At 68.8% G+C, this 21,027-nt stretch carries 19 protein-coding genes; 6 read left to right on the top strand and 13 right to left on the bottom strand.

Translation table 11 applies throughout. The annotated features are described in order from the left end of the window. Nucleotides 1-34: 34 nt before the first annotated feature. The 11 genes from O7R11_RS06410 to O7R11_RS06360 all read right to left on the bottom strand — a co-directional run bounded on the left by O7R11_RS06410 (nt 35) and on the right by O7R11_RS06360 (nt 14,143). Complete coding sequence (locus tag O7R11_RS06410) at nt 35-1,171, bottom strand: glycosyltransferase (RefSeq protein WP_337996671.1); 1,137 nt, start codon at nt 1,169-1,171, stop codon at nt 35-37. Further along, on the bottom strand, nt 1,172-2,932 hold the full coding sequence (locus O7R11_RS06405; RefSeq protein WP_337996670.1) for a glycosyltransferase: 1,761 nt from the start codon (nt 2,930-2,932) through the stop codon (nt 1,172-1,174). Further along, nucleotides 2,929-4,029: a non-hydrolyzing UDP-N-acetylglucosamine 2-epimerase gene (wecB, locus tag O7R11_RS06400; RefSeq protein ID WP_337996669.1), complete on the bottom strand. Its 1,101-nt coding sequence runs from the start codon at nt 4,027-4,029 to the stop codon at nt 2,929-2,931. Before wecB ends, O7R11_RS06405 begins: the two co-directional genes overlap by 4 nt. Continuing rightward, nucleotides 4,026-5,291 carry a glycosyltransferase gene (locus O7R11_RS06395; RefSeq protein ID WP_337996668.1) on the bottom strand — a complete coding sequence of 422 codons (1,266 nt, stop codon included), beginning with the start codon at nt 5,289-5,291 and terminating at the stop codon, nt 4,026-4,028. Before O7R11_RS06395 ends, wecB begins: the two co-directional genes overlap by 4 nt. Next, nucleotides 5,288-7,177, bottom strand: coding sequence for an asparagine synthase (glutamine-hydrolyzing) (gene asnB / locus O7R11_RS06390; protein ID WP_337996667.1), 1,890 nt, complete (start codon nt 7,175-7,177; stop codon nt 5,288-5,290). Before asnB ends, O7R11_RS06395 begins: the two co-directional genes overlap by 4 nt. 95 nt (nt 7,178-7,272) lie before the next feature. Next, on the bottom strand, nt 7,273-9,114 hold the full coding sequence (gene cysN, locus O7R11_RS06385) for a sulfate adenylyltransferase subunit CysN (RefSeq protein ID WP_337996666.1): 1,842 nt from the start codon (nt 9,112-9,114) through the stop codon (nt 7,273-7,275). Then, complete coding sequence (cysD, locus tag O7R11_RS06380; RefSeq protein WP_476445260.1) at nt 9,114-10,007, bottom strand: sulfate adenylyltransferase subunit CysD; 894 nt, start codon at nt 10,005-10,007, stop codon at nt 9,114-9,116. The genes cysN and cysD overlap by 1 nt, the downstream gene beginning before the upstream one ends. A gap of 130 nt (nt 10,008-10,137) precedes the next feature. Then, entirely contained in the window at nt 10,138-11,187 is a 1,050-nt protein-coding gene (locus O7R11_RS06375; RefSeq protein ID WP_337996665.1) for a sulfate/molybdate ABC transporter ATP-binding protein, read from the bottom strand. A gap of 221 nt (nt 11,188-11,408) precedes the next feature. After that, entirely contained in the window at nt 11,409-12,266 is an 858-nt protein-coding gene (gene cysW / locus O7R11_RS06370; RefSeq protein WP_337996664.1) for a sulfate ABC transporter permease subunit CysW, read from the bottom strand. After that, nucleotides 12,263-13,108 (bottom strand): sulfate ABC transporter permease subunit CysT, encoded by an 846-nt coding sequence (gene cysT, locus O7R11_RS06365; protein WP_337996663.1) that lies wholly within the window; start codon nt 13,106-13,108, stop codon nt 12,263-12,265. Before cysT ends, cysW begins: the two co-directional genes overlap by 4 nt. A 6-nt stretch (nt 13,109-13,114) precedes the next feature. Beyond that, a complete protein-coding gene (locus tag O7R11_RS06360; RefSeq protein ID WP_337996662.1) occupies nt 13,115-14,143 on the bottom strand; it encodes a sulfate ABC transporter substrate-binding protein in 1,029 nt (342 codons plus the stop codon). Between the two features lie 171 nt (nt 14,144-14,314). Between O7R11_RS06360 and O7R11_RS06355 the strand changes: the two genes are divergently transcribed. Next, nucleotides 14,315-14,830, top strand: coding sequence for an RrF2 family transcriptional regulator (locus O7R11_RS06355; RefSeq protein ID WP_337996661.1), 516 nt, complete (start codon nt 14,315-14,317; stop codon nt 14,828-14,830). Between the two features lie 28 nt (nt 14,831-14,858). Further along, on the top strand, nt 14,859-15,323 hold the full coding sequence (locus O7R11_RS06350) for a cache domain-containing protein (RefSeq protein ID WP_337996660.1): 465 nt from the start codon (nt 14,859-14,861) through the stop codon (nt 15,321-15,323). A 3-nt stretch (nt 15,324-15,326) separates the two neighbouring features. On the opposite strand, the gene O7R11_RS06345 is transcribed toward O7R11_RS06350, so the two are convergent. Both O7R11_RS06345 and O7R11_RS06340 read right to left on the bottom strand, forming a co-directional pair. Further along, nucleotides 15,327-16,625 (bottom strand): DEAD/DEAH box helicase, encoded by a 1,299-nt coding sequence (locus tag O7R11_RS06345; RefSeq protein WP_337996659.1) that lies wholly within the window; start codon nt 16,623-16,625, stop codon nt 15,327-15,329. Nucleotides 16,626-17,027: 402 nt separating this feature from the next. Continuing rightward, nucleotides 17,028-17,492, bottom strand: coding sequence for a methylglyoxal synthase (locus tag O7R11_RS06340; RefSeq protein ID WP_337996658.1), 465 nt, complete (start codon nt 17,490-17,492; stop codon nt 17,028-17,030). A gap of 297 nt (nt 17,493-17,789) precedes the next feature. Here O7R11_RS06340 and O7R11_RS06335 point away from each other — a divergent pair, with 297 nt between their 5' ends. The 4 genes from O7R11_RS06335 to O7R11_RS06320 are packed head-to-tail and all read left to right on the top strand — an operon-like array spanning nt 17,790 to nt 20,862. Next, nucleotides 17,790-18,113, top strand: coding sequence for a FeoA family protein (locus tag O7R11_RS06335; RefSeq protein WP_337996657.1), 324 nt, complete (start codon nt 17,790-17,792; stop codon nt 18,111-18,113). Beyond that, the gene (locus tag O7R11_RS06330; RefSeq protein ID WP_337996656.1) at nt 18,052-18,288 is read left to right on the top strand and encodes a FeoA family protein; all 237 of its coding nucleotides are present in this window, start codon (nt 18,052-18,054) and stop codon (nt 18,286-18,288) included. Before O7R11_RS06335 ends, O7R11_RS06330 begins: the two co-directional genes overlap by 62 nt. Nucleotides 18,289-18,290: 2 nt before the next feature. Continuing rightward, nucleotides 18,291-20,645 (top strand): Fe(2+) transporter permease subunit FeoB, encoded by a 2,355-nt coding sequence (gene feoB / locus O7R11_RS06325; RefSeq protein WP_337996655.1) that lies wholly within the window; start codon nt 18,291-18,293, stop codon nt 20,643-20,645. Continuing rightward, nucleotides 20,635-20,862: a FeoC-like transcriptional regulator gene (locus tag O7R11_RS06320; RefSeq protein ID WP_337996654.1), complete on the top strand. Its 228-nt coding sequence runs from the start codon at nt 20,635-20,637 to the stop codon at nt 20,860-20,862. Before feoB ends, O7R11_RS06320 begins: the two co-directional genes overlap by 11 nt. Nucleotides 20,863-21,027: the final 165 nt, after the last annotated feature.

The following is a 21,027-nucleotide window of genomic DNA, read 5'->3' as shown; positions in this document are numbered from 1 at the left end:
CGTCCCGGCGACGCCCCGTTCCTCGGCCGCTGAGCTACCCCTCATACAGTGCAAGAAAATCATCGATCATTTTGGCAACGGAGAAATTCCTGTGCACGTGATCTTTGGCCATGCCGCCGAAACGGCCGGAAAGCTCTTCGTCGTTCAGCAACCGGCAGATCGCCTCCCTCAGGGCGGGCGGCGCGTGCGGCGGAACGAGGAGGCCGAAATCCCCGTTGGCCAGCGCCTCGCGGTTGCCGCCGACGTCGGTGGCGACGATCGGCAATCCGGAAGCCATCGCCTCCAGAAGCGCGTTGGAGAAACCTTCCTCATGGGAAGGCATGACGAACAGGTCCATCGCCGCCAGGATGTCGGGAATGTCGTCCCGGTAGCCGAGGAGAACCACCCGGTTCGCAGAGCCGTTGGCGACCGCCATGGCGGACAGGGTCGGCCCCATCCCCCGGTCTTCACCGACGAAGAAGAACTTGGCGCCCGGATGATTCCGCAGGATGCCGGGAACCGCCTCCAGCAGGTCGGCGTGCCCCTTGTAGGAAAGCAGGTTGCCGACCGACACCACCCCACGTTCGTGGGGGAGCAGACCCAATTCGTCCCGCACCGCGCCGCGCCGCGCCGCGGCATCCGCCAGGCGCGGAAAATCGATGCCGTTGTAGACGAGGCGGATTTTCTTCGGCGAAGTCCCGTCCCGCCGCACCGTGTCGTCCACCACCGCCTGGGAGTTGGCGGTAATGCAGTGACTCAAGCGGTTGCTGATGCGGTCCACCCGCTTCCAGTAGGGATAGCGGTCCTGGTGCGTGCCCAGGGCGCGGCGGCTGGTGATGATGCGGCGCACCCCCGCCGCGCGGCCGACCAGCGCGCCCAGGAAGTTGGTCAGGGGCAGATAGGCGTGAAGGACGTCCGGCTTGCTCCGCCACGAAAGGGCGAACAGCCTGAACAAGGCGCGGGCCAGTTGCGCGAACTTCATCCAACGCGAGGCATTCGTCGCATAGCCGCCGTCATGCACGACGATGCCGTCGGCCTGCAGAACGCCGCGCAACGGCCCCGACACGTTGAGGGAGAACACCTCGCACCGGATGCCGCGCCGCGCCAGTTCCCTGACCAGCATGGTCATCTGCAGTTCCGCGCCGCCGATATCCAGCGAACCGATGACGAACAGAATCTTTCCGACCGACATTCAATGTCTTCCGTACGCAGCCATCGTCTCGCCGACCATTCTGGCGATCGAGAATTTCTCACGCATCCTCGCCGGCGCATTGCGGCGGCTTCTTTGCGAGATGCCCTCATTGCCTATCACCTCGAGCACCCCCTCGGCAACTGCCTCCGGCGTGTGCCCGCCGACAAAAACGCCGGTGTCTCCGTCATCGAAGATTTCGCCCACGCCGCCGACGTTCGTCGCCGCCACGGGCACCCCCATCGCCTGGGCCTCGATCAGGACGTTGGGCAGGCCCTCGCCCATCGACGTCAGGACGAGCACATCCATCACCGAAAAAAGGTTCCGGACGTCGCGGCGCTTTCCCAACAGCCTGATCCGCGCCTGCGCGGGCGAGGCGGCCACCTGCGCCGCGATCTCCTCGCCGAGCGGCCCATCCCCCACCAGGACGAAATAGGCGTCTTCCACCCTCTGGGAGACTATCTCGGCGGCGCGGATCCACAGGCCCGGCCCCTTCTCCGCCGACAGCCGCATCACCCCGCCGACCACCGTCGCGCCGTGCGGAATCCGCAATTCGGCGCGCAGGCGGTCCGAGACGGCGGCAGGGACTTCTTCTTCCGGAAAATCGAAGCCGTTGCGCACGACGCGGAATCGCCCGGGGCTGACGCCGAGCCACTTCGCATAGCTTCTCGCCCCGGCCTCCGAATTGTTGAGCACGGTCACCGAGGGGTTCTCCAGAAGAACCCGATAGAGCGGCCGCATATAGATCTGATGGAACGGGAAATGATCCGGCGACAGGCTCCGGCAGCCGAGCACGATCCTCGGCACTCCGGCCAGAAGGGCCGCCAACCCGGCATGGACGTTGACGTCGTCAAGCCAGGCGTGCACCACTTCGGGCCGCTCCTGCCGGAACATCCGCAGATAATTGAGCACCAGGTTGGACTGCCCGCCGCAGATCAGCAGGACCCTTCGGACCAGCCTCGACCGCCGTGCGCCGTCGCTCGGCGGGCCGAACCGGACGTCGCCCGCGCCTTCCAGCAGGCGGCAGGGCACCCCGGCCCGCGCCAGGTCCTCATGGAAGAAATCGTTGGGCGGGCTCATCGGCCACTGGTGCACCAGGACGACATCGTCGGCGCCCCGCGCCTTGAGCCCCAGGATGGTGTTGACGACCTGGCGTTCGCTGCCGCCGGGCCCCAGGGACCCCACGGCGAAGAGCACCCGCCCCGGACGAAAGGCGGCGGACGCCGCGGCCGGCGAATCCGTTTCCTTCTGCAACTGGCGCAGGACCCGCCGCATCATCGCCTCGAGAACCGGCACGAAGTACGTCTGGCCGAGACGATAGATCAGGGATTTCCAGCCCTCCTGAAACAGCAGCGCCTTCACCCCGACATCCTGGACGCCGAGATCGACATCGTGGAAGCGGATCGTCCGCACCCCCAGCCGCCACGCCTGGCATGCCGCGCGGGAACCGAGGTTCCATTGCGCGCCCGCGACGAAATAGTGCACCACCCGCCCCATCCTGCCGGGAAGCCGGACCTCGGGCACCGACACGTCCAGCCAGCCGAAGCGGCCGCCGTGGCGCGCCGACAGGGCCTCGCCCGTCCGCGACAGGATCACGCTTTCCACTCCGGCGAGCGCGAGCAGCGCATCGATCAGGGAATCCCCGGCATCCGCGCCGAGAACCACGGAGGCGGTGCGGCCGTCCTCCCCGATCTGCCGGGCGACCAGGCCGAGGACTTCCTCTTCCGCGGGACCGAGGGCGTGCGGGAGGGCCCCGGCGCTCATCGCGCATCCCCTTCGATCCGTTCGCGCAGGCTCCGTGCGGCCCGCGGCGCGGCGTGCCCGTCCCACAGGGGAATGACCCGGCGAACCCGCTCGGCGGCGACCGCCGACGGCACCGCTTGCAGAATTTCGTCCTCGCCGATCAGGCGGTTGCCGCCCAGGGTCACGGTGACCGGACGCTCCGTGGTTTCGCGCAACGTCAGGCAGGGAACGCCGAGGTACGATGTTTCCTCCTGCACGCCGCCGGAGTCCGTCAGCACCGCGCCGCAAGCTTCGACCAGGTTCATGAAATCCACGTACCCCAAGGGATCGAGCAGACGCATGCCGGTCCGTTCCAGGCGGTCCCACAACCCTGCCTCATGCAGCCTTCCCCGGGTCCGCGGGTGCACCGGAAACGCCAGCGGCAGGTCCGCGGCAAGCGCTTCCAGCCTCTCGACGATGCGGGCCAGCGCGGGCGCAGCATCCACGTTCACCGGGCGGTGCAGGGTGACGACGGCATATTCTCCACGCGCCAAACCCAGGCGCTGCGCCGTTCCGGCGGCAAGAATCTGCGTTTCCAGGGCGCAATACGTGTCGATCATCAGGTTGCCGACACGGCAGACCCGCTCCGGAGGAACCCCCTCGCGCGCCAGATTGGCGTCGGCGTCCTCGGAGGGCGTCCACAACAGGTCGGCGACCGCATCGACGAGCAGCCGGTTGATCTCTTCCGGCATGCTGCGGTCGCCGCTGCGCAGCCCCGCCTCCAGATGCGCGACCGGGATGTCGAGCTTCCTCGCCGCCAGGCACGCCGCCAGGGTCGAGTTGACGTCGCCGGCCACCACCGTCCAATCCGGGCGGGCGGCGAGGCAGAGGTCCTCGTAGGCGGAGAGCACCGCGGCGGTCTGCCGCGCATGGGTGCCCCCCTGCGCATTCAGGCAATGGTGCGGCCGGGGAAGCCCGAGGTCGCGCAGAAACACATCGGACATTTCGGCGCTATAGTGCTGTCCGGTGTGGACGATGACCGGCTCGGCCCAGTCGCAGCCGAGCAATGCGTGATAAAGCGGCGCAACCTTCATGAAATTGGGGCGGGCTCCCGCCACCAGATGAATCCGGGCTTTCATCGGCGCCGCCTCCGGCCGTCCATGGCCTGCCGCAGCGTGTCCTCGAACTGCCGGGTCGTCCGTTCGATGTGGAAGGCCTCCGCCGCCGCCGCGTCGGGGAGGGGGAAGGCCTCCTCCCCCGCACGCCAGCGGGCGAAACCGGCGCGCAGGGCCGCGGCGATCGCCGCGGGATCGTCCGGCGCGACGATGGCGCAGCCCAATCCCCGCAGTGCCTCCGCCGAGGCTCCCTCCGCCGGGGTTATCCCCAGGATCGGCCGCCGCAGCATGATGTAATCGACGATCTTGCTGGGCAGGAACACGTTCACCGCCGCCGGCGCGTCCATCAGCAGCAGGAGATCGGCGTTCCGGGCGCGGTCCAGGCTCTCCAAATATCCCGCCTTGCCGCAGAAGGCGACCATCTCGCCCACACCCATCTCGCCGGCCATGCGCAGATGCCTTTCCTCGGCGTTGCCGACGAACTCGACCCGCAGCGCTCCCCGCACCTGCGGGTCGGAGGCAAGCTCGGCCACCGCCGTCAGAACCGCCTCCGGCCCGCGGCGGCCATAGAAATTCCCGGTGTGGACCACCCGCATGGCGTCGCCGCGCGGCGACGGCGCGGGCAACAGGGACAGCAGGTCCGGCTCGGTGGCGTGCGGCACCAGATGAACCTTGGACCGCCACGCCTCGGGGTATTTCCGCATCACCAGATCGGCGGTATGGCGGTTGATGAACGCCACCGCGTCGGCGGCGGCGATGATTGCGCGCTCCGCCTTCTCCGCGGCCTTCCGCCGCATGTCGTCGGCGAACTGCGCATAGGGGCTATCGACCCAGGGGTCGCTGAAATGGGCGAGCCACGGCAGGTCGGGGAAACGCCGCTTGATGCCGAGCCCGACCACATGGTCGTTCCAAGGCTGGGCGAAGCTGACGAACGCATCGTAGCGCCCCGCCTTCAGTTCCCGGCGCACCGCCACCCCGGCGCGGCGCAGCCAATTGTCCTCGCGCGTGTCGTCCGGCGGCGCGAGCTTGCGCCAGGCCCGCAACCAGAGGGGGCTGCGCAGCGTCTCCTCCCTGGGATCGACGACGATCCGCCGATAGGTCTCCGCATAGAAGGCCGCCAGGCGCTCGTCCGCCGCCCTGGACGCCTCGGACCGGGGGTCCACCGTCACCACCGTCACATCCCAGCCCTGCCGCCCGAGCTGCCGCAAGGTGCGCGAGACCTGCAACGCGCGGGGGAAGACCCCCGGCGGCATCGCCCAGGCCAAAGCCAGCAATCGCCCCTTCACGCCAGCCACCGTCGCATCCAGATTTCCAGAATCAGCAGGTTCCACAAGCGATGCCGCTCCATCGCCCCCGCAGACGGCGCGGTTCCATCCGCCACCGTCCGTTGCAGCGCCTCGGGAAGGAACCATTCCCGCAAACGCGCATCGGATGCAAGCAGCATCTCCTTCGCCCAGGCCGACAACCGCCCGGACAGCCAGCCGTAAACCGGCACCGGAAAGCCCTGCTTCGGCCTCTCGACGATCGCCCGCGGCAAGCGCTCCGCCGCATAGCGGCGCAAAATCGCCTTGCTGCGGTAGACGCCGTCCGCGCCGCGCCCGGCCTTCAAGCGCGGCGGCAGCGCAGCGGCCCACTCGACCAGCCGATAGTCGAGAAAGGGCGTGCGCAATTCCAGGGAATTCGCCATCGACATGCGGTCCGCCTTCATCAGCAGGTCCTCGACCAGCCAATCCTGGCAATAGGCGTAGAGCACCTGATCCAGCGGATGCGCCGCGCCGCGCGAGGCGACCGCGGCGCGCACCCGGTCCAGACTGTCCGGCCAGTCGCCGCCGCCGCGCAGCATGCCGCTCTTTTCCGCCGACGACAGGTAGTTGGTCATGCAAAGCGGCTCCGCCGTCAGCCGCTGATCGCACACCGTCGCCGCCAGGCCGCGCCGCGCCGCCAACTCCGGCGAAAACCGCGCCGCCAGGCCGCCGAGCCGCCCGCGCGCCCAGGCGGGCAGCGCCGCCCCGGCGGCGGCGGCATCGTCCCAGCGTTTCGCCCATTGCTCGAAGGTGTAGCCGGCGAGGATTTCGTCGCTGCCCTCGCCGGAGAGCACCACCTTCACCTGCCCGGCGGCGAGACGGCAAACATGGAACAACGGCACCGAGGCCAGATCGGCCAACGGTTCGTCGGTCTGCCAGACCAGATCCGGCAGAAAGTCCATGAACTCCCGGGGGCCGATCGTCACCTCGTGGTGATCCGTGCCGAAATGGCGCGCCACCGCCCGGGCGAAAGGCAGTTCGTCGGTTTCCGGCGCATCCGCGAAGGACACCGAAAACGTCTTCACGCGGCCGCCCGCGGCGGCGACCACCGCGCTGGAATCCAGGCCGCCGCTCAGGGTGATGCCGACCGGCACATCGGCGCGCATGCGCAGGGACACCGCATCCTCGAACAAGGCGCGGAATTCCTCGTCATAATCGGCATCGGATTTTTCCGCGGGCGGCGGCGCCTGGGGAACGTCCCACCAGCGGATCAGGCGCGGCGCGTCGTCGCCCGCGCGCATCGTCAGGATGTGTGCGGGCGGCAGCTTCCTGATCCCGCTCCACACGGTTTCCGGCGCGGGAACGTAGCGGAAGGTCAGATAGTCCCACACGGCACGGGGATCGACCCGTTTCTCGACGCGGCCGCTCGCCAGGATCGCCTTGATCTCGGAGGCGAAGATCAGCCCGCCGTCCACCGCCGCGTAATAGAGCGGCTTCACCCCCAGCCGGTCGCGGACGAGATGCATCTCGCCGCTGCGCCGGTCCCAGATCGCAACGGCGAACATGCCGTTGAGGCGGGAGAGCGCCGCCAGGCCCTCGACCTCGTAAAGGCGCAGCAGCACCTCGGTATCGGAAGCGGTGCGGAAGGCGCACCCCCGCTTTTTCAGGTCGGCGCGCAGGGCTTCGTGATTGTAGATCTCGCCGTTGAGGACAAGCCGGATCGCGCCGTCTCCGCCGGACATCGGCTGGCGGCCGCCCTTCAGATCGACGATGCTCAGACGCCGGAAGCCGAGCCCCGCCCGCTCGTCGGCGTAAATTCCGTCGTCGTCCGGCCCGCGATGGGCGATGACGCGCGTCATCCTCTCCAGCAGAGGCGCGCGCGCTTCCGCTTCGAGACCGAGGTTGAGGTATCCGGCAATCCCACACATGCACGACGGTTTCAGGCCAAGGGTTGCAACGATACAGTCTGGCGCAATCTTGATCTTCGGGGGAAGCGGGCAAAGGAACGTATTCCCCGCCGCCGCTACCTTCCCCGCGTCTGCAACATCTCGAGGATGCGCGCCGCTCCCTCCTCGGGCGTCGTCGCGTCGCCGTCGATGCGCAGCTCCGGCGCCTCCGGCGGCTCATAGGGCGCCTGCACCCCGGTGAAATTCGGGATTTCGCCCTTTCGCGCCTTGGCGTACAGGCCCTTGACGTCCCGCGCCTCGCACAGCGCAAGCGGCGTATCGACGAAGATCTCCAGGAACTCGCCCTCGCCGAGAAGCTCGCGCGCCATCCGCCGCTCGGTGCGGAAGGGCGAGATCAGCGACACCAGGACGATCAGCCCCGCCTCGACGCAAAGCTTCGCCACCTCGGCGGTGCGGCGGATGTTCTCCACCCGGTCGGCGTCGGTGAAGCCGAGGTTGCGGTTGAGGCCGTGGCGCAGGTTGTCGCCGTCGAGGATCACGGTGTGCCTGCCGCGGGCGTGCAGTTCCCGCTCCACCAGGTCGGCCAGGGTGGACTTGCCGGAACCGGAGAGGCCGGTGAACCACAGTACGCAGGGCTTCTGCCCCTTGATCGCGGCACGCGCCGCCTTGTCCACCGTCTCCTTCTGACGGTGCACGTTGGTGGCGCGGCGCAGGGCGTGCTCGATCAGGCCCGCGCCGACGGTGGCGTTGGAATAGCGGTCGATGAGGATGAAGCGGCCGGTGCCGCGGTTCCGCCCATAGGGGTCGAAGGCCACCGCCCGGTCGGCGGCGACGTTGCACATGCCGATCTCGTTGAGGGCGAGGCTGCGCGCCGCCGTCTCCTCGAAGGTGTTGACGTTGATCTTGTGCTTGATCTCGCTCACCTGCGCCGCCACCAGATCGGCGCCGATCTTCATCAGGCACTTGCGCCCCGGCAGCAGCGGATCGCCATGCATCCAGATGATCTTCGCCATGAACTGATCGCAGAGATCCGGGCGGGCGTCGGCGGCGGCCAGCATTTCGCCGCGGCTGACGTCGATCTCGTCGGCGAGCACCAGATTGACCGCATCCCCCGCCGCCGCTTCCTGCAGATCGCCGTTGAAGGTGGCGATGCGGCGCACCGTCGAGACCTGCCCCGAACTCGGCACCGCCACCCGGTCGCCGACCCGCAGCGTCCCGGATTCGATGCTGCCGCAATAGCCGCGGAAATTCGCATCGGGGCGGCAGACCCACTGCACCGGCATGCGGAAGGGCAGGGCGGCGGCGTCGGAGCCGGCCTCGATCGCCTCCAGGCAGTCCATCAGGGTGGGCCCGCCGTACCACGGCATGGCGTCGCCGCGGCTATAGACCATGTCGCCCTTGAGCGCCGAAATCGGCAGGCAGTCGAGCCCGGCGAAACCGAGCGGCGCGGCGAAGGCCAGGTAGTCGTCGCGGATCGCGGCGAACACCGCCTCGCCGTAGTCCACCGCATCCATCTTGTTGACCGCGAGAACGACGTGGCGGATGCCCATCAGCGAGACGATGAAGCTGTGCCGCCGCGTCTGCGGCAGCAGGCCCTTGCGCGCATCGACCAGGATCACCGCGGCGTCGGCGGTGGAAGCGCCGGTGGCCATGTTGCGGGTGTACTGCTCGTGGCCGGGGGTGTCGGCGACGATGAACTTGCGGGTTTCGGTGGCGAAGAAGCGATAGGCGACGTCGATGGTGATGCCCTGCTCGCGCTCCGCCTGCAACCCGTCGAGGAGGAGGGCGAAATCGATGCCGTCGCCCTGGGTGCCGAGGCGGCGGGACTCCGCCTCGAGCGTCCGCATCTGGTCGTCGAAGATCAGCTTCGCGTCCCACAGCAGGCGGCCGATCAGGGTGGACTTGCCGTCGTCCACCGAGCCGCAGGTGAGGAAGCGCAGAAGGTCCTTCTCGGCCATCAGAAGTACCCCTCCTGCTTCTTCTTCTCCATCGATCCCGCCTGGTCGTGGTCGATCAGCCGCCCCTGCCGTTCCGAGGTGCGGGCGCGCTGCATCTCGGCGACGATCTCGGGCAGGGTCGCGGCGTCGGATTCGATCGCCGCGGTCAGCGGATAGCAGCCGAGGGTGCGGAAGCGCACCATCTTCATCATCGGCTTTTCGCCGGGGGCGAGCGGCAGGCGGTCGTCGTCGGCCAGGATCAGCATGCCGTTGCGCTCCACCACCGGCCGCACCGCGGCGAAGTAGAGCGGCACGATCGGGATGCTCTCCTGCAGGATGTACTGCCAGATGTCGAGCTCGGTCCAGTTCGACAGCGGGAAGACGCGGATGCTCTCCCCCGGGTTGATCCGGGTGTTGTAGAGGTTCCACAGTTCCGGACGCTGGGTCTTCGGGTCCCAGCGGTGGTTGGCGGTGCGGAAGGAGAAGATGCGCTCCTTGGCGCGGGATTTCTCCTCGTCGCGCCGCGCGCCGCCGAAGGCGGCATCGAACTTGTACTTGTCCAGCGCCTGCTTGAGGGCCTCGGTCTTCATCACGTCGGTGTGCAGGGCGGAGCCGTGGACGAACGGATCGATCCCCCGCTTCAGGCCGTCCCGGTTGATGTGCACCAGCAGTCTGAGGCCGCATTCCGCCGCCATGCGGTCGCGGAAGGCGATCATCTCCTTGAACTTCCAGGTGGTGTCCACATGCAGGAAGGGAAACGGCGGCGGCGCGGGAAAGAACGCCTTGCGCGCCAGATGCAGCATCACCGACGAATCCTTGCCGATCGAATACAGCATCACCGGATTCTCGAAAGAAGCCGCCACTTCGCGCATGATGTGGATGCTCTCGGCCTCCAGCTGGTGGAGGTGCGACAGGGAAGCGCCGTTCAAACCGAACCTCTGATCGGAAGAAAACACCGGGGGGAAGGTACTCTCCGCCGCCCGCGCGCGCAAGCCGCGACGCCGCGTTCGCGAGAGCGGATTGTAAACTCGTGCAAAGCGCCCCCTAGAACGCCCGGAAGGCGAGGATGGCGGCCACCGCGGCATCGCCGCGTTTCCACGGGTGGCTGTCGAAGTCGAGGATCGGCACCTCGGCTTCGAGGAGGGGGCCGCCCCAGGCCGCACGGATATCGAGGCGGACGTGGCTGCCGGAGAGGCGCACCCCCTCGACGCTGCCGGGAATGCCGGGCTGGGCGCTGCCGGGGCGCAGCGCGGCGAGTTCGTGGGCGCGCACGAAGAGGCGGGCCGCACCCGCCGGGCAGGGCGCGGGCAGCGGCAGGGCGTGCCCCCGCCAGAGGGCGCGGCCGCCTTCCGCCGTCACGTCGAAGGCGTTGACCGAGCCGAGGAACTCGCAGATGAAGGGCGTCGCGGGCGCGCCGTAGAGTTCCGCCGGGGTGGCGATCTGTTCCAGGCGGCCGCGGTTGATCACCGCCACGCGGTCGGCGAGTTCCAGCGCTTCCTCCTGGTCGTGGGTGACGAAGACGGTGGTGTGGCCGGTGCGGTCGTGGAGGTCGCGCAGCCAGCCGCGCAGCTCCTTGCGCACCTTGGCGTCGAGCGCGCCGAAGGGCTCGTCGAGCAGCAGCACGCCGGGGTCGATGGCGAGCGCGCGGGCCAGCGCGACGCGCTGCCGCTGCCCGCCGGAGAGCTGCGCCGGGGTGCGGTCCTCCAGGCCGTCGAGTTGCACCAGGCGCAGAAGCTCGCGGGCGCGGGCGGCGATCTCCGCCTTCGGCGGGCGGGTGGCGCGCGGCCGCACCGAAAGACCGAAGCCGACGTTCTCCTGCACCGTCATCGTCTTGAACAGGGCGTAGCTCTGGAACACGAAGCCGACGTTGCGGTCGCGCACGTCGCGGCTGGCCACGTTCTCGCCATCGAAGAGAATCTCGCCGGAATCCGGCGTCTCCAGCCCGGCGATGGCGCGCAGCAGCGTGGTCTTGCCCGAGCCGGAAGGCCCGAGCAGGGCGACCAGCTCGCCGTCGGCGATGCTCATGTCGATGCCGTTGAGCGCGCGCCCGGCGGAATCGAAGGCCTTGCTGAGGTTGCAGATGTCTATGCGCATGACCGGCCCTCAGGGGACGGCGGAAAAGGAAAAACTTCCCGGAGGGACTCGGTCCCTCCGGACCTCCCCTTGGTTTTTTCGCCGCAAAGCGGCAAGCATTTCCTCGGTTGCCGCCGCACGAGCCTATGGCGCTGCGCGCAAAAACCAAAAGTCATGGGAGGCGCGGAGGGACCGAGTCCCTCCGCAAAGTTTTGGTTTTTCATCGCCCCTCCTCCATCGCATCAATGCCCCGGGCCGCCCGCCGGGCCTGCGCCGCGCGCCTCCAGCACCGTCTTCAGCGCCAGGGTGAGAAGCGCCAGCAGCGCCAGCAGCGAGGCCACCGCGAAGGCGGCGGCGAAGTTGTACTCGTTGTAGAGGATTTCCACGTGCAGCGGCATGGTGTTGGTCAGCCCGCGGATGTGGCCGGAAACCACGGAGACCGCGCCGAACTCGCCCATCGCCCGGGCGTTGCACAACAGCACGCCGTAGAGCAGGCCCCATTTGACGTTGGGCAGGGTGACGCGGAAGAAGATCTGCCAACCCGAGGCGCCCAAGGTGCGCGCCACCTCCTCATCGCCGCGGCCCTGCGCCTCCATCAGGGGGATGAGTTCGCGCGCGACGAACGGCAGGGTGACGAAGACGGTGGCGAGCACGATGCCCGGCACCGCGAAGATCACCTCCACGCCGTGCGCCCGCAGCCACGGGCCGAACACCCCGTGCGCGCCGAACAGCAGCACGTAGATCAGGCCGGAGATCACCGGCGAGACGGAGAACGGCAGGTCGATCAGGGTGACCAGCAGGCTCTTGCCGGGGAAGGAGAACTTCGCCACCGACCACGAGGCGGCAAGCCCGAAGACGAGATTGCAGGCGACCGCGATCGCGGTGACGAGAAGGGTGAGGCGGATCGCCGCCACCGCGTCGGGCTCGGCGACTGCCGCGGCATAGACGGCCAGGCCCTTGGACAGCGCCTCGGCGAACACCGCGGCGAGCGGCAGCAGCAGGAACAGCGCAAGGAAGGCGAGGCCGAGCGCAAGCAGGCAGGCGCGGGCGAACCGGCCTTCGGAAACCGCGGCGGAACGGGTGGAGCCGGAGAGCTTCATGGCGCGCCCACCCGCCTGCGGTGCCAGGCCTGGATGCAGTTGAGGGCGAGCAGCAGCGCGAAGGCGGCGGCCAGCATCAGGGCGGCGATCGCCGCGGCGGCGTCGGTGCGGTATTCCTCCAGCCGGATGACGATGAGGAGCGGCGCGATCTCCGAGACCATGGGGATGTTGCCGGCGATGAAGATCACCGAGCCGTACTCGCCGACGCCGCGGGCGAACGCCATGGTGAAGCCGGTGAGCAGCGCGGGCGCGAGCAGCGGCAGCACGACGCGGACGAACCCCTGCGCGCGGGTCGCGCCGAGGGCGGCGGCGCTTTCCTCCACCTCGGCGTCGATCTCCGCCAGCACCGGCTGCACGGTGCGCACCACGAAGGGCAGGCCGACGAACACCAGCGCCACGCCGATGCCCAAGGGCGTATAGGCGACCTTGACGCCCAGCGGCGCGAGCAGGCCGCCGATCCAGCCGTTGGGGGCATAGAGCGCGGCGAGCGAGATGCCCGCCACCGCGGTGGGCAGGGCGAACGGCAGGTCCACCAGGGCATCGACGATGCGCCGCCCGGGAAAGCGGTAGCGCACCAGCACCCAGGCGAGCAGGGTGCCGAACACCGCGTTGACCGCGGCGGCGGCCGCCGCCGCGCCGAAGCTGACGGCGAGCGCGTGCAGAGTGCGCGGCTCCGCCGCGATGGCGGCGAAACCGGCCCAGCCGAGGCCGCCGGCCTCCACCCCCACCATGGAAAGCGGGACGAGGACGACCAGGCCGAGGTAGGCCAGGGTCACCCCGAGGGTGAGGCCGAAACCGGGAATGACCCGCGGGGGCGTGCCCCTATGCGCCGCCTGCGCCATGCCGTCTCACCGCATCGGATAGATCTGGTCGAAGACGCCGCCGTCGGCGAAGAACCTCTGCTGCGCCGCGCGCCAGCCGCCGAAGCGTTCGCCCACCGTCACCAGCTTCACCTGGGGAAAACGCGCCATGTCCGCCGGGTCGGCGTATTGCGGCGAGACCGGGCGGTAGTAGTGGCGCGCGGCGAGGCGCTGCCCCTCGGGCGAATAGAGATAGGCGAGGTAGGCCTCGGCGAGTTTGCGGCTGCCGTGGCGCGCCGCGTTGGCGTCCACCAGCGCCACCGTGGGCTGGGCGAGGATGCTCACCGAGGGCACCACGATCTCGAAGGCCTGCGGCCCGAGTTCGCGGATGGCGAGGAACGCCTCGTTCTCCCAGGAGAGCAGCACGTCGCCGATGCCGCGCTTGACGAAGGTGGTGGTGGAGCCGCGCGCCCCGGTGTCGAGCACCGGCACGTTGCGGAACACCGCGCGCAGATAGCCGCGCGCCTTCGCCTCGTCGCCGGAAAACGCATCCTCCGCCCAGGCCCAGGCGGCCAGCACGTTCCACCGCGCGCCGCCGGAGGTCTTGGGGTTGGGGGTGATCACCTGAACGCCCGGCTTGGCGAGGTCGCCCCAGTCGCGGATTCCCTTGGGGTTGCCCTTGCGCACCAGGAAGACGATGGTCGAGGTGTAGGGCGCGCTGTCGTGCGGCAGGCGGGCCTGCCAGCCCTTGGCGACGAAGCCGGTCTTGTCCGCGATCGCGTCGATGTCGTAAGCCAATGCCAGGGTCACCACGTCGGCGTCCTGGCCGTCGATCACCGCGCGCGCCTGCTTGCCCGAGCCGCCGTGCGACATGTTGACGTGCGCCGTCTCGCCGGTTTCCGCCTTCCAGTGCGCGGCGAAGGCGGCGTTGAACGCCTTGTAGAACTCCCGCGTCGGGTCGTAGGAAACGTTGAGCAGGGTGGCTTCCGCAAAGGCCGGAGCCGCCCCCACGGCCAACCCGGCCGCCAGCGCCACGATGGAGAACAACCGCCTTCCGGTTCTCACCAAGACGCACATGGCCTTACTCCCCCTGTGATGACTCCCTTATTTGTCTACCAAATCGGTAGAGATTTCAAGAGACGCTTGACGGCAAGCAGCCCAGAGAAGAATGTCCGTCCGCCTGCGGCTTGACGCGGCCTCTGGCGTCCGGTGGAAAACCGCGAGATAATAGAGGCTTGGTACAGCCTCATGGTCGGTTCGGGTGACGGCGTGATTTCCCAGAAAACCAAATATGCCCTGCGTGCGCTTCTCGCCCTGGCGGAATCCGACGGCGCGCATCCCCTGCGCATCCGCGACATCGCCGGCAGCCGGGCGATTCCGAGGAAATTCCTCGAGGCGATTCTGCTCGAACTCAAGGCGGGCGGACTCGTCGCCAGCTTCCGCGGCAAGAACGGCGGCTACGTCCTGGCCAAACCTGCGGAGGAGATATCCCTCGCCGACGTGATGCGCCGGATCGACGGGCCGATCGCGCCGCTGCCCTGCGTCAGCCGCCGCTTCTACAGCCGCTGCGCCGATTGCTCCGGCGACGCCGACTGCGCCTTCCGCGATGCCTTCGACCAGGCGCACGCCGCGAATCTGCGGGTTCTCGAAGCGACGACGATCGCGCGGCTGTGCGCCCTGGAGAACGAGGCCGACACGGCGCAGGGGCGCTGCGACGCAAAAGCGGCTCCGGATTGTCAGGTTTCGGGAAAACGGCTAGGGTGAAGGCCTGGGCCGAGAGAGTGGGGAAGCGATGAGATATCTGCGGCTGCTGATCGTCACCGTCCTCGTCGGCGGGGCGCTGCTGATGGTTTCGCCCGCCCACGAGGACCTGGGCTCGCCGTGCGTCGCCAAGGCCCTGGCCGAACGCGCCGCCGAACTGATCAAGACCGAAGGCACGGAGAAGGCGGCCGCCGCCCTCTCCGACCCGAAGAGCGAATTCGTCCAGGGCAGCATGTACGTCTTCATGATGGGCCTGGACGGCGTGATGCTGGCGCACCCGCACAATCCCAAGCTGATCGGCCGCTCGTTCATGGGCGAGCGCGACTTCAACGGCGTCGCCTACGGCCGCGAGATGGTCAGCACCGCGCGCACCGACGCCAGCGGCTGGGTGGACTACGTGTTCACCGATCCGGTCAGCCACAAGCTGCGGCGCAAGAGCACCTACGTGCTGCGCGTCGGCGAGGTGTTCGTCGGCTGCGGCTATTACCTGAAATAATCCTCAGGCGCGCTTGCGGGCCGCCTCGCCGCCCTTGCCGCGCACCGGCTTGCCCGACTTCCACGGCCGCGCGCCCGCGTCCTTGCCCTTGTGCGCCCCAGCGGGCGCATGCGGCGCGAAGCCGCCCGTGCGCTTCGGCGCGGCGCGGTACGGCGCACGCCTCGGCAGCTGCGGCTCCAGCCCCGGCACCACGGCGACCGGCAGCGGCGCATGGGTGAAGCGCTCGATACGCGCCACCAGCCCGCCCTCGTCGCGCCCGGCGAAGGAGACCGCAGCCCCCGTCGCCCCGGCGCGGCCGGTGCGGCCGATGCGGTGCACGTAGTCTTCCGCCGCGCGCGGCAGGTCGAAGTTGATGACATGGCTGATGTCGCGCACGTCGATGCCGCGCGCCGCCACGTCGGTCGCCACCAGGATGCGGATGCGCCCGTCGTGCAGGCGCTTCAGCGTGTGGTTGCGCTGCCCCTGGCTCATGTCGCCGTGCAGGGCGGAAACCGCATGCCCCGCCTCCGCCAGTTCGCGGGCGAGGTCGTCGGCGTCGCGCTTGGTGGCGGCGAAGACGATCGCCTTGGTCACCTCCGGCTGCGCCGCGAAATGCGCCAGCAGCGCCCGCTTGTGCGCCATGTCGTCGGCATAATAAACACTCTGCGCGATGTCCGGCGCGGACAGCCGGGCCTCGATCGCCACCCGCACCGGGTCGCGCAAAAGCGCGCGCGCCAGGGCCTCCATGCGGCGGTCGAGCGTCGCGGTGAAGAGCAGGGTCTGGCGGTCCGCCGGGCAGGCGTCGGCGATCGCCGCCACATCCTCGGAAAAGCCCATGTCGAGCATGCGGTCGGCCTCGTCGATGACCAGCGCCTCGACCTTGCTGAGGTCCAGCCGCCCGGCGCGCACATGGTCGAGCAGGCGGCCCGGCGTCGCCACCACCACCTCCACCGGCCGCGCCATCTGGCGCAGCTGCTCGCGGTAGGGCATGCCGCCGACGATCTCGACGCTCCACATCCGGATGAACTTGCCGAAGGCGCGCACCGCGCGCGTCACCTGGCCCGCCAGTTCGCGCGTCGGCGCCAGCACCAGAATCACCGGCGCGCCGGGGCCGCGGCGCACCGGCTCGCCGAGCAGGCGCGACATCGTCGGCAGCAGGAACGCCGCAGTCTTGCCGGTGCCGGTGGCGGCGGTGGCCAAAACGTCGCGCCCCTCGATGGCGAACGGGATCGCCTGCTCCTGCACCGGAGTCGGAACCTCCAGGCCGCAGGCGGCAACCGCCTTCAGGATATCGGGATGCAGCGCAAAATCGGAAAAACCCATGAACTCAACCTTTCCCTCGGGCCACGACGAACCGCCGAACCCGGGTGACCCGGCCGGTTCGGCACATAATCAGGAGGCGCGGAGAGAAAGATACGTCCAGGCTGGATGGCCTATCACGGTCGCGTCTTGCTCGGCGGACGCAACGGAAGCCTCCAACGAAGGGGCGCACCATACGGGCGAACCGCCTCCGTGCCAAGCGGAAAAACCAGGCCGGGCCCCGCCCGGACCCGCAAGGGGCCGGAAGGCCCCTTGACCCCATGACTGGTTTTTCGCCGCGGAGCGGCAGACAACATCTCCCGTTGCTTCCGCACGGACTTATGGCGCTACGCGCAAAAATAAGAAGTTATGGGGTCTGGGGACGAGTCCCCAGCGGGGTCTAGGGGCGGAGCCCCAGGCCTAGTTTTACCCCCGCGCTTCGCTTTCGCCGGGCTGGTTGCGGCGGATATAGGCGGCGTAGTCGGGGCGGACGGGGTGGTAGTCGCCGCTGTTGAACAGCGGGCTGTGGATGACGAAGTCGGCGGTGGTGCGGGTGAGCGCGAGGACGATGTTGTAGACGGTGGACAGCCGCATCAGCGCCTTGACGTCCACATCGTGGGGCTGGCTGGTCATCGGGTCGGTGAAGAAGATCAGCACGTCGAGGCGTTCCTCGGCGATCATCGCGCCGAGCTGCTGGTCGCCGCCGAGCGGGCCGGACTTCAGGCGGGTGATCCTGAGGCTGGGGCAGACCGCCTCCAGCATGCCGCCGGTGGTGCCGGAGGCCCACAGGTCGTGCCGGGAGAGCGTGCCTTCGTTGTATTTCACCCACTCGGCGAGGTCTTGTTTGCGACCATCGTGGGCGACCAGACCGATTCGTTTGCGGGCCCGCATCACGCCCTCCTTTTCTCGCCGTTGCGCCGCCGCCGGCGCTGTGGCGGCGTTCCTAAGATGGGGGCCGCACCCCCTCCGGCAATCCCCCTGTGCGATTTTTTCATATTTTCTCAACGTATTAGGAAAAACCGATGATACCCATCGAAAAAACGGGGACTTCTTCTTGACTTGCGAATGATTGGCGATATCATCACGCCATCCACATCTCGGGGGAAGGTTCGCCTCGCTTTCGATCGGTTCGGCACACGGTTTGCTGGGTAGAGAGAATGAGAGGCATTCGACGGAGAGCGGCAAGTCATGGCACAGGTGAGTTTGACGCAGGCCCCGCTGGGGCAATCCTTGCGCATCGTCGCGATCGACGGAGGGCGCGCGGTGCGTCTGCGGCTGGCCACCATGGGCCTGCGCGAGGGCACCGCGATCCGCGTCGCCCACGCCGCCTCCGCGGGACCGATGGTTGTGGAGGTCGGGGGCGGGCGTTTGGTTCTGGGCACCGGCATGGCGGAAAAGATTCTGGTCGCGGCGAGCACCGCCGCGGCATGTCGGGAAGAGGGCTGTGAGCATGACATCGGTGCTGCGCGACATGGCGGTCGGAGATTCCGGGCGGGTTTTGGGCTTTCTTGAAGGCTCTTCCGCTTACCGCCGCAAACTTCTGGCATTGGGTTTGACCAAGGGCGCGGCCTTCCGCGTCACCCGCGTCGCGCCGCTCGGCGATCCGGTCGAGATCGTGGTGCGCGGCTTTTCGCTGAGCCTGCGGCGCGCCGAGGCGGACATCATTCTGGTCGAGAAGGAAGGTTGAGGATGAGCGCGCAGAACGCCATCGTCGCCGTGGTCGGCAACCCCAACTGCGGCAAGACCACCCTGTTCAACGCGCTCACCGGCGCGCGGCAGGCGGTAGGCAACTGGTCCGGCGTCACGGTGGAAAAAAAGACCGGCCGCGCAGCCCACGACGGCATTGCGCTGGAGGTCGTCGATCTGCCCGGCACCTACTGCCTTTCCTTCGGCGACGCCGCTTCGGAGGACGAACGCATCGCGCGGGACTATGTCGCCTCCGGCGAGGCGGACGTCATCCTCAACATCGTCGATGCGAGCAACCTCGAGCGCAACCTCTACGTCACGGTGCAGCTTCTCGAGATGCGCGCGCCGGTGGTGGTGGCCCTCAACATGATGGATGCGGCGGACGCCGCCGGGCTTTCCATCGACATCGAAGCCCTGTCGCGGCGGCTCGGCTGCCCGGTGGTGCCGATGGTGGCCTCCCGCGGCAAGGGCGTCCGCGAGCTTTTGGATGCGCTCGCCGCGATGATCCGCGCGCCCAAGCCCGCAGCGGCGGAGATCTCCTACGCCGCGGAAATCGAGACCGCGATCGCCGCGGTGCGGCAGCTCCCCGGCGTGACGCAGCCCGGCGCCAAGGGCGCCGCCGCCGATGCGCGCTATGCCGCGCTCGCCTGCCTGGAGGACCCGGAAGGCGCGCGCCGCATCCTGCCGCGCGCCGGCTTCGAGGTTCTGGTGCGGATTACCGCCGAGGCGGAGGCCGCGCTCGGCGACACCCTGGACATCCTGCTCGCCGACGGGCGCTACGGCTTCATCGCCGAGGCCGCGGCGGATGCGGTGACGCACCGCGGCCGCATCGGCGCCGCGGCGACCGAACGCATCGACCGCATCGTGCTGCACCGCGCCCTCGGCCTGCCGATCTTCCTCGTGGTGATGTACGCGATGTTCCTCTTCACCATGAACATCGGCGGCGCGTTCATCGATTTCTTCGACATGGCGTTCGGCGCGGTGTTCGTGGACGGCTTCGGCCTGCTGCTCTCCGGCTGGGGCGCGCCCGAATGGCTGGTCACCGTCCTCGCCGACGGCATCGGCGGCGGCATCCAGACGGTCGCCACCTTCGTGCCGGTGATCGGCTGCCTGTTCCTCTTCCTCTCCTTCCTCGAGGATTCGGGCTACATGGCCCGCGCCGCCTTCGTCATGGACCGGGTGATGCGCGCCATCGGCCTGCCGGGCAAGGCGTTCGTGCCGCTGATCGTCGGCTTCGGCTGCTCGGTGCCCGCGGTGATGGCCGCCCGCACCCTGGAAAGCCCGCGCGACCGCGTCCTCACCGCGATGATGGCGCCCTTCATGTCGTGCGGCGCGCGGCTGCCGGTCTACGTTCTCTTCGCCGCCGCGTTCTTCCCCGCCAACGGGCAGAACCTGGTGTTCGCGCTCTACCTCATCGGCATCGCCGCGGCGATCGCCACCGGCTTCATGCTGAAGAACACCCTGCTGCGCGGCGAGACCACGCCCTTCATCATGGAGCTGCCGCCCTACCACATGCCGCGCATCGGCAGCCTGCTGCTGCGCGCCTGGGACCGCCTGAAGCTCTTCGTGCTGCGCGCCGGCAAGGTCATCGTCACCGTGGTGGTGGTGCTGTCGTTCCTCAACTCCTGGGGCACCGACGGCAGCTTCGGCAACCAGGACAGCGACAAGTCGGTGCTGTCCGAGATCGGCCAGACGCTCACCCCGGTGCTCGCGCCGATGGGGGTGCAGCAGGAGAACTGGCCCGCCACGGTGGGGATGTTCACCGGCATCTTCGCCAAGGAGGCGGTGGTCGGCACGCTGAACGCGCTCTATGCCCAGGCGGGCGCCGCCGAGGGCGAGGCCGCGGCGGAGGAGCCCTTCGACCTGATGGCGCGGCTTTCCGAGGCGGCGGCGACGATCCCCGAGAACCTCGCGGGCGTGGTCGATTCGCTCGCCGACCCGCTCGGCATCTCGGTCGGCGACCTTTCGGACACCAACGCCGTGGCCGAACAGGAGGAAGTGGACGCCGCCACCTTCGGCGCCATGGCCGCCCTCTTCGACGGACAGATCGGCGCCTTCGCCTACCTGCTCGCGGTGCTGCTCTACATGCCCTGCGTCGCCGCCATGGGCGCGATCTACCGCGAGACCGGGGCGGGCTGGGCGGTCTTCTCCGCCGCCTGGACCACCGGCCTCGGCTACGGCATGGCGACGCTGTTCTATCAGGCGGGCACCTTCGCCCGCCACCCGGGAAGCTCGGCGGTCGCCATCGGTTGCGTGCTCGCCGCCCTCGCCGCCGCGGTGATCGTGCTGCGCCGCCTCGGCACGCCGCCCGGCGACGGCGCGCCCATGGGCAAGGAGGTTCTGCACCATGCTGAGTGAAATCCGCGCCTACCTGTCGCAGCGCGGCCGCGCCTCTCTGTCCGACATCGCGCTGCACCTGCACGTCTCGCCCGATGCGGCGCGCGGCATGCTGGAGCTTTGGGAGCGCAAGGGCCGGGTCTGCCGCCTTGCCGCGGCCTGCGGCGGAAGCTGCTCCAAGGGCTGCGGCCACTGCCCGGAAAGCGCGGCCGACGAGGTCTATGCCTGGAAAAACTGAGGCCCCGCACGGCCCGCAGAAAAACGCCCGGGATATCCTCCCGGGCATTTTCTTGACCGCAAAAATCCTGCGGAATTGCGCTTGACTTGCAAGTGATTTGCATTATCATTAAGCGCATCCACGGCTTGGATACGGTCCTTCGACCAAGCGCCCCATCTTCTCCCG

The sequence above is a fragment of the Oleispirillum naphthae genome, assembly GCA_027864655.1.
In the GTDB taxonomy this organism is placed as follows: Bacteria; Pseudomonadota; Alphaproteobacteria; order Rhodospirillales; family Rhodospirillaceae; genus Oleispirillum; species Oleispirillum naphthae.
The sequence above is the reverse complement of the archived record's forward strand: the minus strand, read 5'-3'. Positions and strand labels throughout refer to the sequence as shown.